Annotated in this window: 15 protein-coding genes; 6 read left to right on the forward strand and 9 right to left on the reverse strand. The window is 64.9% G+C overall.

Features of this window, described 5'->3' with window-relative positions; translation table 11 throughout:
• Positions 1-24: 24 nt before the first annotated feature.
• The 4 genes from LRS11_RS05000 (at position 25) to LRS11_RS05015 (ending at position 4,021) form a co-directional block, all read left to right on the forward strand.
• Positions 25-1,023 carry a hypothetical protein gene (locus tag LRS11_RS05000; protein WP_260495806.1) on the forward strand — a complete coding sequence of 333 codons (999 nt, stop codon included), beginning with the start codon at positions 25-27 and terminating at the stop codon, positions 1,021-1,023.
• 427 nt (positions 1,024-1,450) lie between these two features.
• Complete coding sequence (locus LRS11_RS05005) at positions 1,451-2,458, forward strand: methionine ABC transporter ATP-binding protein (protein ID WP_260495807.1); 1,008 nt, start codon at positions 1,451-1,453, stop codon at positions 2,456-2,458.
• Complete coding sequence (locus LRS11_RS05010) at positions 2,455-3,135, forward strand: methionine ABC transporter permease (protein ID WP_260495808.1); 681 nt, start codon at positions 2,455-2,457, stop codon at positions 3,133-3,135. Before LRS11_RS05005 ends, LRS11_RS05010 begins: the two co-directional genes overlap by 4 nt.
• A 103-nt stretch (positions 3,136-3,238) precedes the next feature.
• The gene (locus LRS11_RS05015; protein WP_260495809.1) at positions 3,239-4,021 is read left to right on the forward strand and encodes a MetQ/NlpA family ABC transporter substrate-binding protein; all 783 of its coding nucleotides are present in this window, start codon (positions 3,239-3,241) and stop codon (positions 4,019-4,021) included.
• Between the two features lie 140 nt (positions 4,022-4,161).
• On the opposite strand, the gene LRS11_RS05020 is transcribed toward LRS11_RS05015, so the two are convergent.
• From LRS11_RS05020 to LRS11_RS05040, 5 genes are read right to left on the reverse strand one after another with little or no spacing between them, the layout of a single operon-like run.
• Positions 4,162-4,797 carry an SCO family protein gene (locus LRS11_RS05020; RefSeq protein ID WP_260495810.1) on the reverse strand — a complete coding sequence of 212 codons (636 nt, stop codon included), beginning with the start codon at positions 4,795-4,797 and terminating at the stop codon, positions 4,162-4,164.
• Positions 4,794-5,693 carry a heme o synthase gene (gene cyoE / locus LRS11_RS05025; RefSeq protein ID WP_173210656.1) on the reverse strand — a complete coding sequence of 300 codons (900 nt, stop codon included), beginning with the start codon at positions 5,691-5,693 and terminating at the stop codon, positions 4,794-4,796. Before cyoE ends, LRS11_RS05020 begins: the two co-directional genes overlap by 4 nt.
• 18 nt (positions 5,694-5,711) lie before the next feature.
• Complete coding sequence (locus LRS11_RS05030) at positions 5,712-6,776, reverse strand: COX15/CtaA family protein (protein ID WP_260495811.1); 1,065 nt, start codon at positions 6,774-6,776, stop codon at positions 5,712-5,714.
• 43 nt (positions 6,777-6,819) lie between these two features.
• A complete protein-coding gene (locus tag LRS11_RS05035; protein WP_409519779.1) occupies positions 6,820-7,413 on the reverse strand; it encodes a hypothetical protein in 594 nt (197 codons plus the stop codon).
• Positions 7,376-8,119 (reverse strand): SURF1 family protein, encoded by a 744-nt coding sequence (locus tag LRS11_RS05040; RefSeq protein ID WP_260495813.1) that lies wholly within the window; start codon positions 8,117-8,119, stop codon positions 7,376-7,378. The genes LRS11_RS05035 and LRS11_RS05040 overlap by 38 nt, the downstream gene beginning before the upstream one ends.
• Positions 8,120-8,191: 72 nt before the next feature.
• Between LRS11_RS05040 and LRS11_RS05045 the strand changes: the two genes are divergently transcribed.
• A complete protein-coding gene (locus LRS11_RS05045; RefSeq protein ID WP_110680540.1) occupies positions 8,192-8,395 on the forward strand; it encodes a twin transmembrane helix small protein in 204 nt (67 codons plus the stop codon).
• 35 nt (positions 8,396-8,430) lie between these two features.
• Here the strand turns inward: LRS11_RS05045 and LRS11_RS05050 are convergent, their stop codons facing one another.
• Genes LRS11_RS05050 through coxB form a run of 4 tightly spaced genes read right to left on the reverse strand, consistent with a single transcriptional unit; the run spans position 8,431 to position 12,625 of the window.
• Positions 8,431-9,318, reverse strand: a complete 888-nt coding sequence (locus tag LRS11_RS05050) for a cytochrome c oxidase subunit 3 (protein ID WP_260495814.1) — start codon at positions 9,316-9,318, stop codon at positions 8,431-8,433.
• Positions 9,319-9,329: 11 nt separating this feature from the next.
• Entirely contained in the window at positions 9,330-9,896 is a 567-nt protein-coding gene (locus LRS11_RS05055) for a cytochrome c oxidase assembly protein (protein WP_260495815.1), read from the reverse strand.
• A 10-nt stretch (positions 9,897-9,906) separates the two neighbouring features.
• The gene (gene ctaD / locus LRS11_RS05060; protein ID WP_173210670.1) at positions 9,907-11,496 is read right to left on the reverse strand and encodes a cytochrome c oxidase subunit I; all 1,590 of its coding nucleotides are present in this window, start codon (positions 11,494-11,496) and stop codon (positions 9,907-9,909) included.
• 4 nt (positions 11,497-11,500) lie between these two features.
• Positions 11,501-12,625 carry a cytochrome c oxidase subunit II gene (gene coxB / locus LRS11_RS05065; protein ID WP_260495816.1) on the reverse strand — a complete coding sequence of 375 codons (1,125 nt, stop codon included), beginning with the start codon at positions 12,623-12,625 and terminating at the stop codon, positions 11,501-11,503.
• Between the two features lie 372 nt (positions 12,626-12,997).
• Here coxB and LRS11_RS05070 point away from each other — a divergent pair, with 372 nt between their 5' ends.
• Positions 12,998-13,639: a hypothetical protein gene (locus LRS11_RS05070; protein ID WP_260495817.1), complete on the forward strand. Its 642-nt coding sequence runs from the start codon at positions 12,998-13,000 to the stop codon at positions 13,637-13,639.
• Positions 13,640-13,686 lie beyond the last annotated feature (47 nt).

A 13,686-nucleotide genomic window follows, 5' to 3' on the forward strand; every position in this document is an offset into this window, starting at 1 on the left:
GCCACAAAACCAACGGGTCACATAATGAACAGTGGAACGTATCGCTATCTCGCCGCGCTCGGCCTCGGCCTGCTGCTGGGCGAGGCCCGTGCCGAATACTGGACCGTGGACGAACTGGTGAAGGACTTCAGCCAGGTCTCCGCGCAGATCACTCGCGGCGAGCTGCAGGCGGCCGAATCCGGGCTGGATGCCCTGCGCCCGCGCACCGCCAGCAACGACGTGCGCATCGACCAGTACCAGCGCGAGCTGGCCAACGCCTACCTGCGACAGGGGCGCCAGCAGTTGCAGGCCGGCGATACCGCCGCGGCCAATGCGACCCTGAGCCAGGGCGAGCGCCATCTGAGTGCCGCGTCTCCGGCGCTGCGCCAGGAATACCAGGCCAGCCTGACCGCCAGCGCTGCGCAGGGCGGTGCCAAGCCGGCGCCGGTCGCCGCGGCCAAGCCGAAAGCCGAGCCCTCCAAGATCGCCAAGGTCGCAGCCAAACCGGCAGTTGCCGTGGCCGTAGCCGAGGACTCCGCCGAGCGCCGCGAGGACGTCGAACGACGCCTGCAGGAGGCCGAGGCGATCATCGCCAAGAAGGAGGCCGCGCGCGCTCGCCAGCAGCAGTTGGCCGAGGAAAAGGCCGCCGCCGAGCGTGAGGCCCGTACCCAGCAGGCCGCTGCCGAGCCAGCACCGGCACCGACAGTCACCAAGGTCGAACCCGCCAAGCCCGCCGTGGCTGCCGCCCCGCGCGCGCGCCTGATCGACCCGGCCGCCGCCAGCAGCAGCGTTGCCATGCCGATGCTCGACGCCAATGACCGCGACGGCCTGCGCACCCTGCTCGACGCCGTGGCCGCCGACGTGGTCGCCTTCGACTGCGCGGTACGCCTGCAAGTGCGCGAGGCCAAGGACTACCCCTTCGTCGCCGCGCTGCTCTCGGCACGGATCAAGAAGCTCGAACCCGGTTTCACCCCGCAGTTCTCGCCGGTGCTCAAGCCGGATCAGGAGCCGCGGCTGGTGCTCAGCCCGCAGAGCAACAGCTGACCTCTCGGAGCTGCTGCGCGTCGGCGATACTGCGTTGAAACGAAGTAACAGCCGCAGGTTGGTCAAATGGCCTCGGAAAGTCGCTTGCGACTAACGCGCTTCAGCGCGGCCCGAAGGGCGAGTGCAACGAGTACTGCTCATTTACAGCTCGTAAACTCCGCGCCCTCGGCCATTCCCGCCTTGTCTCGCTCTAGCTCGCGAGCTCCGCTACAACCTGTAGCGCGGATTACATCCTGACTACGGCCGCCAACTTGGCGGCCGTTTTGTTCTTATGCTTCAACGCAATCCATTCAGGCCAATAAAGACTAAGAACGCATAAACAAACCGGCTAAAATGCGCGGCTTTCGGCTAACCGCCTAGGCTAGAAGGAGTCGCCGCGCCCATCGGATTGCGGCAGTCACTCCCACGTACCCACAAGGTTCGCTCCGTGATCGAGTTCCACCACGTCAACAAGACCTACCGGGTCGCCGGGCGCGCCGTGCCCGCCCTGCAGCCCACCGACCTGCGCATCGAGGCCGGCCAGGTGTTCGGCCTGATCGGCCACTCCGGCGCCGGCAAAAGCACCCTGCTGCGCCTGATCAATCGCCTGGAAGAACCTTCCGGCGGGCGCATCACGGTCGCCGGCGAGGACATCACCGCCCTCGACGCCAATGGCCTGCGCCGCTTCCGCCGCCAGGTCGGGATGATCTTCCAGCATTTCAACCTGCTGTCATCGAAGACCGTCGCCGCCAACGTCGCCATGCCCCTGCAGCTGGCCGGCGAGCTGAGCCGCGACGAGATCGCCCAGCGCGTGGCCGAGCTGCTGGCCCGCGTCGGCTTGAGTGAGCACGCCAACAAGTACCCGGCGCAACTCTCCGGCGGGCAGAAGCAACGCGTCGGCATCGCCCGCGCCCTGGCCACCCGGCCGAAGATCCTGCTGTGCGACGAGGCCACCAGCGCCCTCGACCCGCAAACCACCGCCTCGGTGCTGCAACTGCTGGCCGAGATCAACCGCGAGCTGGGCCTGACCATCGTGCTGATCACCCACGAGATGGACGTGATCCGCCGCGTCTGCGACCAGGTGGCGGTGATGGACGGCGGGCAGATCGTCGAACAGGGCCCGGTGGCTCAGGTGTTCCTGCATCCGCAGCACGCCACCACCAAGCGCTTCGTCCAGGAAGACGAGCACATCGACGAGGACGAGCAGCGCGACGACTTCGCCCATGTGCAGGGCCGCATCCTCCGGCTGACCTTCCAGGGCGAGGCCACCTATGCGCCGCTGCTGGGCACCGTGGCACGCGAGACCGGGGTGGACTACAGCATCCTCGCCGGGCGCATCGACCGCATCAAGGACAGCCCCTACGGCCAGCTGACCCTGGCCCTCACCGGCGGCGACATCGACGCCGCGCTGGCGCGCTTCCAGGCCGCCGACGTGCACCTGGAGGTGCTGCGATGATCGAGTCCCTGCTGGCCAGCTGGCTGCCCAATGTCGACTGGCAGGAGATCGGCTACGCCAGCCTCGACACCCTCAACATGCTCGGCGGCTCGCTGCTGTTCACCGTGCTGCTCGGCCTGCCGCTGGGCGTGCTGCTGTTCCTCACCGGGCCGCGGCAGATGTTCGAGCAGCGCGCGCTGTACGCCGTGTTGTCGCTGCTGGTCAACGTGCTGCGCTCGGTGCCGTTCGTGATCCTGCTGATCCTGATGATCCCGCTGACCGTGCTGATCACCGGCACCTCGCTGGGCGTCGCCGGCGCCATCCCGCCGCTGGTGGTCGGCGCCACGCCGTTCTTCGCCCGCCTGGTGGAAACCGCCCTGCGCGAAGTCGATCGCGGCATCATCGAGGCGACCCAGGCCATGGGCGCGACCACCCTGCAGATCATCTTCCGCGCCCTGCTGCCGGAAGCGCTGCCGGGGCTGATCGCCGCGGCCACCGTGACCGCCATCACCCTGGTCTCCTACACCGCCATGAGCGGCCTGATCGGCGGCGGCGGCCTCGGCGACCTGGCCGTGCGCTACGGCTACCAGCGCTACCAGCCGGACGTGATGGCGGTGACCGTGATCCTCCTGCTGGTGCTGGTGCAGGTGCTGCAGACCGTCGGCGACAAGCTGGTGGTGCATTTTTCTAGGAAATAAAAAGCTCGCGCAAATAGCTGACTGAATTCGCCTTACCCCATAGAACAGCGGGCGACCCGTTACCCACGGGACCCCGCGCCCATATCCCACAAGGAGCTGAACCATGAAAAAACTGCTGACTGCCCTGGCCGCCGCGGCCGCCCTGACCAGCGCTGCTGCCCAGGCCGCCGACACCCTGCGCGTCGCCGCCACCGCCGTGCCGCACGCCGAGATCCTCGAATTCGTCAAACCGGCCCTGGCCAAGGACGGCGTCGACCTGCAGGTGAAAGTCTTCACCGACTACGTGCAGCCCAACGTGCAGGTGGCCGAAGAGCGCCTGGACGCCAACTTCTTCCAGCACCAGCCGTACCTGGATGAGTTCAACGCCTCGCGCGGCACCCAGCTGGTGAGCATCGCCGGCGTGCACGTCGAACCCTTCGGTGCCTACTCGAGCAAGATCAAGACCCTCGCCGAGCTGCCGCAAGGCGCTCAGGTGGTGATCCCCAACGACGCCACCAACGGCGGCCGTGCCCTGCTGCTGCTGCAAAAGGCCGGTGTGATCAAGCTGAAAGACGGCGCCGGCATCACCGCCACCGTCAAGGACATCGCCGAGAACCCCAAGGCGATCAAGGTGCGTGAGCTGGAAGCGGCCACCCTGCCGCGCGTGCTGGCCCAGGTCGACCTGGCGCTGATCAACACCAACTACGCCCTGGAAGCCGGCCTCAACCCGACCAAGGACGCCCTGGTGATCGAAGGCAGCGACTCGCCTTACGTCAACATCCTGGTGGTGCGTGAAGCCGGCAAGAACGACGCGGCCCTGCAGAAGCTGGCCAAGGCGCTGCACAGCGCTGAAGTCAAAGCCTTCATCAACGACAAATATAAAGGCGCGGTAGTGCCGGCGTTCTGATCGCCTGGTACCTGTCTAGTCCCGAAACCGCCCAACAAAAAGCCCGCTCAATGAGCGGGCTTTTTCTTGCTTGGGTTTTCGTAGCCCGGATGCAATCCGGGAAAGGAGCGCCTGTGTCCCGGATTGCATCCGGGCTAAGGCTATTTCGCGCCGAGCAGGCCCGGCAACTGCGCTGCCAGCTTGTCGTTGTTCAGCGGCGCGCGGATAAAGCCGCGCTGGGTGCCATCCGGGCCGATGATCACCAGGTTGCCGCTGTGATCGACGGTGTAGTTTTCCTTGCTCGTGTCGGCTGGGATATAGGGAATGCTCACCGCGCCGGCCAGCTTCTGCAGATCCTCCTGGGCACCGGTCAGGCCCATGAAGGCCGGGTCGAAGAAGCCCAGGTATTTCTTCAGCTGTTCGGGGTTGTCGCGCTGCGGGTCAACCGTCACCAGCACCACGCGCAGCTGGGCCTGGGTCTCGGCCGGCAGCATGCCCTTGAGCTGGCGCAGCTGGGCCAGGGTGGCCGGGCAGATATCCGGGCAGAAGGTGTAGCCGAAGAACAGCAGGCTCCACTGGCCCTTGAGCTGGTCCACGGCCTGCGCCTGGCCATCCTGGTTGGTCAGCGCCAGGCCCGGCAGGCTGCGGCTCTGCGGCAGCAGGACGATGCCGGCGTCGAGCAGGGCCACCTTGTCGGTGCCGTCGCCCTTGCTGTTGAGCACCTTGTTGACGGTAAGGCCGAGCACCAGGGCAACAGCGGCGACGAGGACAAACAGGGTTTTCTGCGTTCGGGTCATAGATTCAGCAACAGGTAGTGGTCGGCGAGGAGGGCGATAAACAGCAGGAACAGGTACCAGATACTGTACTTGAAGGTGTTGATCGCCGCGTGCGGTCGGCTGTCACGGTACAGCACCACAGCCCAGAACATAAAGCGCCCGCCGAGCAGCACGGCACAGGCGAGATAGAGCAGCCCGCTCATGTGGATGGCATAGGGCAGCAGGGTCACGGCGATCATCACCGCGGTGTACAGCAGGATGTGCACCTTGGTGTAGTGCTCGCCATGGGTCACCGGCAGCATGGGGATGTCGGCCTTGGCGTATTCCTCCTTGCGGTGGATGGCCAGGGCCCAGAAGTGCGGCGGCGTCCAGGCGAAGATGATCAGCACCAGCAGCAGCGGCTCGGCGCTGATATGCCCGGTGACCGCGACCCAGCCAAGCAGCGGCGGCGCGGCGCCGGCCAGGCCGCCGATGACAATGTTCTGCGGCGTGGCGCGCTTGAGAAAGCCGGTGTAGAGCACCGCGTAGCCGAGCAACGAGGCCAGGGTCAGCCAGGCGGCCAGCTCGTTGGTGAAGGTCAGCAGCAGGGCCATGCCCGCCACCGCCAGCAGCAGGGCAAAGCCCAGCGCCGCCACCGGCGACAGGCGCCCGGCGGTGACCGGACGTTTGTGCGTGCGCGCCATGATCGAGTCGATGCGCCGGTCGACCACATGGTTGACCGCCGCCGCCGCACCGGCACACAGACCGATGCCGAGGTTGCCGAACACCAGCACCTGCCAGGCCACCCCGGCACGGGTGGCGAGGAACATACCGACCAAGGATGTGATCAGCATCAGCAGCACCACGCGCGGCTTGGTCAGCTCCAGGTAGTCGCGCCAGCTGGCGTGCTCCTGGCGGGTTTGCAGCAGAGTAGCCATGGGGGTCTCTCCTTATCGTTATTTGCTGACCTGGGCCAGACCGGCGGCAGCCGGGATGACCGAGGATTCGCGAGCGGAACTCGCGGCTACGGCAACGCTACGCAGGCGGTAATTGATCAGTACCAGCACCAGCAGCAGGGCTGCGCCGCCGCCGTTGTGCGCCACCGCCACGACCAGCGGCAGGTGCAGCAGCACATTGCTGATGCCCAGGCTGATCTGGGCGGCCAGGGCCAGCAGCAACAAGGCGGCCAGGCGACCCTGACCGGCGGCGCGCAGACGCCAGGCCAGCACCAGCAGCACCAGCGTGACCAGCATGGCGCCGATACGGTGGCTCATGTGGATGGCGGTGCGCGCATCACTGTCGAGCTGGCCACCGAGGTAGTTGGGGCCGATGTGCTGGGTCAGGTGGAAGCCGTTGGCGAAGTCCATCGCCGGCAGCCATTCGCCATGGCAGGCGGGCAGGTCGACACAGGCCACTGCCGCGTAGTTGGAGCTGACCCAGCCACCCAGAGCGATCTGCCCGATGACCAGGACCAGCGCCACGCCCGCCAGCACACGCAAGCGCCGGGAAATCTGCGCCAACACCGGCAGCGCACCCGACAGGCGCAGAGTGAGGAGGAACAGCAGCGAAAGCGTGGTGAAACCGCCCAGCAGGTGCGCGGTAACCACCTGCGGCCAAAGCTTGAGGGTTACGGTCCACATGCCGAAGGCAGCCTGGGCGATCACCACGCCGAGCAGCAACAGCGGCAGTTTGAGCGGTTGGCCCGGCTCGTCGCGCCGACGCAGGGCTTGCAGCGCCAGACCGAGGATGACCAGGCCGAGACTGCCGGCGAAGTAGCGATGGACCATCTCGTTCCAGCCTTTCTGCGCTTCCACCGGCGCCTCGGGGAAGCGCGCCTCGGCATGGGCCAGCTGCGCCTCGCTCTGCGGCACGCCGATAAAACCGTAGCAGCCGGGCCAGTCCGGGCAACCCAGGCCGGCATGGGTCAACCGGGTATAGGCGCCGAGCAGGATCACCACCACCGCCAACAGGGTGGCGAACAGGGCCAGACGGTAGCCGGGGCGAGTTGTGCGTTCAGTCATCCAGGGGCCTCGTTCTTGTTGTTATACGGGCATGGCGTGGGCTTTAGCCTATTTGCGACAGTTTAAGGAGCAGCCGCAGATCATTGAGGATGGCCTTGCCCTTGGTCGTGGCGTCGTAGCGCAGCACCAGGTTGCCATGCGGATCGACCAGCCACAGCTGCGCCCCGCTGGCACCTTTGGCGGTCTTCTCATAGGCCGGTAGCGCCAGGTCATAACGCCCCAGCTGTGGGTATTCGCGCTGCAGCTGGGCGTCGTAGTCGGCCGGCAACGGGCTGCTGACGGCCAGGCCATGGCTGGCGCGGGCGGCGTCGCGATTGAGGCCGATCTGGATCTGCCGGGCGGTGTAGACCAGCTGACGGCAATCCTCGGCGCACTGCTGCGGCGCGGTGACCAGGATCTGCCAGCGTGCCTGGGTGGCGCCGCTAACCCCAAGATCGGCCAGGTTCTGACCGTTGCCGATCAGCTCGCCGTGATAGTTGCGCGCATCCGGCACCCAGAAGCGCCACTGGTACATGGCGGTGGCGAGGACCATCGGGCCGATCGCCACCAGCAGCAGCAGGATCAGCTGCAGGCGTCCGCGCAGGCGCGGCACGGCGACCTCAGGAATGCTGTTGGGGGGATTCATGGTTGTGCTCATCGTGCTGCTCCCGCGCATTGCGCCATCCGAAATAGAGGTAAAGGCCACACAGGGCCGCCGCCAGGGCGAACCACTGCACGGCGTAGCCGGTGTGCTTGTCTGGGCTCATGGCCACCACCGGCCACTCGGCCAGGTAGGCGGCCGGGCCCGGTTCGAGCCGCACTTCATAAGCCAGACCGCCACGACCCAGTTGCTGCCACAGGCGCTGTGGCTCGACCAGGGTGATCAGCCGGGGCCAGCGCTTGTCTGGCACATCGCCCTGCAACTGGAAGCTGGCGCCCGGCGGCACATAGACCTGCGCCACCAGTTCCAGTGGTTGTTGTGGGGTGGTGAATTGCGGCGGGGTACGCCGGTCCGGCCAGGGCAGCCAGCCGCGGTTGACCAGCAGCCACAGGCCACTGGGTTGGTCATAGAAGGGTTGCAGCAACTCGACGCCGACCTGGCCGTTGCGCTGACGGTTGTCGAGTAGCAGGCTGTGACGCTCGTCGAACTGCCCTTGCAGGCGGATGCGGGTGTGCGCCGGATCGCGCTGTTGCTCAAGTTCGGTCAGGCTGATCGGCGCCGCGTTCTGCCGGGTTTCGTGGCTGGCCAGCAGGGCGCGCTTCTCCTCGGCCCTGGCCAGCTGCCAGAAACCCAGCGTCACCAGCAGCGGCAGCAACAGCGCCACCACTACACTGGGCAGAATGCCGGGGCGAAAGGCGCTCACCGGCGACTCCCGAAACCCGCTGCGCGTCTGGCTATACTACAACTGCACATTCCCCATCCCCCGGAGTCACGCATGCTCAAGGCCGCGATCATCCTCTTGCTGCTGGCCACCCTGGTCAGCCTGTTCAGCGGCCTGTTCTTCCTGGTCAAGGACGAGGGCCACGGCTCGCGAGTGGTCAATTCGCTGAGCGTTCGGGTGATTCTCACGGCACTGACCGTGGCGCTGATCGCCTGGGGTTTCTACAGCGGCCAACTGGTCAGTCATGTCACCTGGTAGCGGCAGGCTGCAACACCTGCCGCCAGCCAGTTCGATCAAAGCACGTAGACGAAGATAAACAGCCCCAGCCAGACCACGTCGACGAAGTGCCAGTACCAGCTGGCCGCCTCGAAGCCGAAGTGCTTGTCGCCATCGAAATGGCCCTTGAGCACCCGCACCAGCATCACGGTGAGGATGATCGCCCCCAGGGTCACGTGGGCACCGTGGAAACCGGTGAGCATGAAGAAGGTCGCGCCGTAGATGCCCGAGCCGAGGGTCAGGCCCAGTTCGGTGTAGGCCTCGATGTATTCCTCAACCTGCAGCACCAGGAAGGCCGCACCGAGCAGGATGGTCAGCGCCAGCCAGGCCTTGAGCGGGCCACGCTTGTTCTTCTTCAGCGCGTGGTGGGCAAAGGTCACGGTGAAGCTGGAGCTGACCAGCAGGATGGTGTTGATCAGCGGCAGGTGCCAGGGATCGATCACCGCGCTCGGTGGCGGGAACAGCTTGGGATCCGGGTTGCTCAGCGCCGGCCAGCTGTACTGGAAGCCTTCCCAGAGCATGTTGCTGACGCCCTTGTCGCCCTCACCGCCGAGCCAGGGCCCGGCCCAGGTGCGGATGTAGAACAGCGCACCGAAGAAGGCGGCGAAGAACATCACCTCGGAGAAGATGAACCAGCTCATGCCCCAGCGGAACGAGCGATCCATCTGCGGGCTGTACAGGCCGTCGCGGCTTTCCTTGATCACCGCGCCGAACCAGCCGAACAGCATGTAGGCGAGGAACAGGCCACCGACGAAGAAGATCAGCGGGCCGTTGGAGTCGGCGCGCTCGGCCTTGAGGTCGTTGAACCAGGTGCCGAGACCGTAGACGGTCAACAGCATGCCGAGGGTGGCGATGATCGGCCACTTGCTCTGGGCGGGAACGTAGTACTGCTCGTGACTCGACATTGTTGTTCTCCTTATGGAGCCGACTGGGCAAGGGTCGCCTGGGCGACAGGCGGTTTACGCGCAGTGATATCGAACAGGGTGTAGGCCAGGGTCAGGTGTTTCACATCGGCGGGCAGATCGCGGTCGACGATAAAGCGCACCGGCATCTCGATGCGCTCGCCCGGCTGCAGCACCTGCTGGGTGAAACAGAAGCACTCGGTCTTGTGGAAGTACGCCGCGGCCTTGGACGGCGATACGCTGGGTATGGCCTGGGCGGTCATCGGCTTGTCGCTAGGGTTGTAGGCGACGAACAGCATCTGGTTGCTCGAGCCAGGATGCACTTCCAGCTCGTCGTTCTGCGCCTTGAACTCCCAGACCATGCCGGCGGCATTGGTGGCGAGGAACTGCACGCGCACCTGGCGCGCCTCGTCCACCGTCTGCGCGCCGTCATAGGCCCCGGCGGTCTTGCCATTGATGCCAAAGGCCTGGCACATCGCGTCGTACAGCGGCGGCAGGACGAAGACGCCGAAGCAGAACATCGCCACCACCACCAGCAGCAGTTGCACGACCAGACGACGGGTGCCGATGACCTCGCTCACGATGCCGCTCCTACTTCACTTCCGGCGGGGTACTGAAGGTGTGGTAGGGCGCCGGTGACGGCACCGTCCACTCCAGCCCTTCGGCGCCATCCCAGGGCTTGGCCGGTGCGGGCTTGCCGCCACGGATGCACTTGATGACGATGAACAGGAAGAGGAACTGGGTGGCGCCGAAGGTGAAGGCACCCACCGACGAGAGCATGTTGAAGTCGGCGAACTGCAGGTTGTAGTCGGGGATGCGCCGCGGCATACCGGCAAGGCCGACGAAGTGCATCGGGAAGAACGCCAGGTTCATGCCGATGAAGCTCATCCAGAAGTGCAGCTTGCCGAGGGTCTCGTCGTACATGTGCCCGGTCCACTTGGGCAGCCAGTAGTAGGCCGAAGCGAAGATGCCGAAGATCGCGCCGGGCACCAGCACGTAGTGGAAGTGCGCCACCACGAAGTAGGTGTCGTGGTACTGGAAGTCCGCCGGGGCGATGGCCAGCATCAGCCCGGAGAAGCCGCCGATGGTGAACAGGATGACGAAGGCCACGGAGAACAGCATCGGCGTCTCGAAGGTCATCGAGCCCTGCCACATGGTGCTGGCCCAGTTGAACACCTTCACCCCGGTGGGCACGGCGATCAGCATGGTGGCGTACATGAAGAACAGTTCGCCGGTCAGCGGGATGCCGACGGTGAACATGTGGTGCGCCCAGACGATGAACGACAGGAAGGCGATCGAGGCGGTCGCGTAGACCATCGAGGTGTAACCGAACAGCGGCTTGCGCGCGAAGGCCGGGATGATTGCACTGACCGCGCCGAAGGCGGGCAGGATCATGATGTACACCTCGGGGTGGCCGAAGAACCAGAACACGTGCTGGAACAGCACCGGGTCGCCGCCGCCGGCCGCGCTGAAGAAGCTGGTGCCGAAGTGGATGTCCATCAGCATCATGGTCACCACACCGGCCAGCACCGGCATCACCGCGATCAGCAGGAAGGCGGTGATCAGCCAGGTCCAGACGAACAGCGGCATCTTCATCAGGGTCATGCCGGGGGCACGCAGGTTGAGGATGGTGGCGATCACGTTGATCGCGCCCATGATCGAACTGATACCCATCAGGTGCACGGCAAAGATGAAGAAGGTCACCGACTCCGGCGCGTAGGTGGTCGACAGCGGCGCGTAGAAGGTCCAGCCGAAGTTGGGCCCGCCGCCTTCGCTGAACAGGGTGCTGACCAGCATGCCGAAGGCCGCCGGCAGCAACCAGAAGCTGAAGTTGTTCATCCGCGGCAGGGCCATGTCCGGCGCGCCGACCATCAGCGGGATCATCCAGTTGGCCAGGCCGACGAACGCCGGCATCACCGCGCCGAAGACCATGATCAGGCCGTGCATGGTGGTCATCTGGTTGAAGAATTCCGGCTGCACGATCTGCAGGCCCGGCTGGAACAGCTCGGCGCGGATCACCATGGCCATGCTGCCACCCAGCAGGAACATGGCGAAGCTGAACCACAGGTACATGGTGCCGATGTCTTTGTGGTTGGTGGTCAGCACCCAGCGCATCAGGCCCTTGGCCGGGCCGTGGTGATGGTCATGTCCGGCATGACCGTGGTCGATCACTGCACTCATGTCCTTACTCCTGAGCCTGTTTGAACGCGAGGACGTCTTTCGGCGTGACCATGTCGCCTACCGCATTGCCCCAGGCATTGCGTTCGTAGGTGATGATCGCGGCGATATCGACTTCCGAGAGTTGCTTGCCGAAGGCGGCCATGGAGGTGCCGGGCTTGCCGTTGACCACGATGCCGAGATGGCCGGCAGCCGGACCTGTAGCGATCTTCGAGCCCTTGAGGGCCGGGAACATCGGCGGCAGGCCTTCGCCAGTGGCCTGGTGACAGGCGGCGCAGGAGGTGTTGTAGGCCTTTTCGCCACGCGCCATCAGCTCGTCGCGGGTCCACTCCTTGCTGGTCAGCTCCTTGAGCTTGGCAGCCTGCTCCTTGCGCTCGGCTAGCCAGATGGCGAAGTCCTCCTTGGACTTGGCCTCGACCACCACCGGCATGAAGCCATGGTCCTTGCCGCACAGCTCGGTGCACTGGCCACGGAAGATGCCGGGCTCCTCGATGCGGGTCCAGGATTCGTTGATGAAGCCGGGGATGGCGTCCTTCTTCACCGCCAGCGCCGGCACCCACCAGGAGTGGATCACATCGGCAGCGGTGATCAGGAAGCGCACCTTGGTACCCACCGGCACCACCAGCGGCTCATCGACTTCGAGCAGGTAATGCTCGCCCTTCTCCGCCTGGTTGTTGATCTGCGCGGCGGGCGTAGCCAGGTTGCTGAAGAACTCGACGTCCTGGCCCAGGTATTTGTAGTGCCACTTCCACTGGTAGCCGGTGATCTGGATATCCAGCTCCGACTCGGAAGTGTCGTAGATCTCGATCAGCGTCTTGGTCGCCGGCACCGCCATCACCACCAGAATGACGAAGGGCACGACGGTCCAGAGGATCTCCACCGTGGTGCTTTCGTGAAAGTGGGCGGCGACCTGGCCGGTTGAACGACGGTGAATGATCATCGACCAGAACATGGCGCCGAAGACCACCACGCCGATCACGACGCAGATCCAGAAAATGATCATGTGTAGGTCGAAGACTGAACGACTGACCTCGGTGGCACCCGGCAGCATATTCACTGCCCACTCGGCCTGCGCCGAGCCAAATGCCAACCACAGCAGGAGGCCCATCCAGACTCGTGGATGTCGCATCATTGCGGGTTCCCCTTAATTTTTCTTGTTATCCCGCCGGCAAAGCCCGCGGCAAAGGGATCGACTGCCGATACAGCTGGCAAAAACTGTCGAAACCTCTCCGTGCCGAAGCCCGTCCGGTTCCATCAGGTAACGCCTTGCGATTTCGAGTATAGCCAGCCACCGCGACATAACAACGCCGCCGGAAAAATGCCTGCTCGATTCTGTCTCTTGGCTGGAGCGCTAGAATGACGAGGGCTGCAGCGCAGAGCGGGGCGCGCTATATAGCAAGTAAGAATAAATATTTAATAATTATGACAATCCGATCTTAGCCGGCAGGTTTTGCCGGCTAAGGTGAATTCTCGTTTGTCTCATGTCCTCATTTCAGGAGCCGTCATGAATACCGTTGCACTGCGCGAACAGATCCAACAGGCACTGGCCCATGAAGCCGACAGCGGTGCATTGGCCAACCAACTGCAAACCCAACTGAGCAAGCTGCACCCGACCATCCAGCTCCCCACCAGCGATGCCCGCGGCGTACTCGAACGCTTTGTCGCCGCCTATATCGAACAGGTGCCGGATGTGCTCGATGCGGCCAACAGCGTGGCCCGCGAAGCTGGCATTGAGGACCAGGTGAAGCCGGTACTGAAGCTCGCCGAGCAATTCTTCCTCAGCCCGCCGAGCGTGATGGAAGGCCACCAGGGCCTCGATGCCCTGCTCGACGAGGCCTACCTGGCCCATCGTCTGGTCGAGGAGGTCAACGACCGCTACATCACCCACCTGGGTCAGCCGCTGATCCCGCTGGATACCACGGTGGCCAACCTGATTGCCCACCAGCTGATCGGCGAACCCTTCGCCAACCAACTGGACGAAGCGGTGCATCACGCCATGCAAGGACTGCTGGATGACAGCGTGTTCCAGCAGAGCTCGGTGCAGGACTACCGCGCCCGCCTGAGCAGCCCGCAGACCCTGGCGGCCTGGCAGAACTGGCCGTGCCTGTCGCGCCAGCTGGGCGTCGAGCTGGGCCTGCCGGCGTAGCAACAACTCCCAGCGCCTGACCACGCGCCAGATGCAACAAGGCCCGC

The organism is Pseudomonas sp. J452, from assembly GCF_024666525.1.
GTDB lineage: Bacteria > Pseudomonadota > Gammaproteobacteria > Pseudomonadales > Pseudomonadaceae > Aquipseudomonas.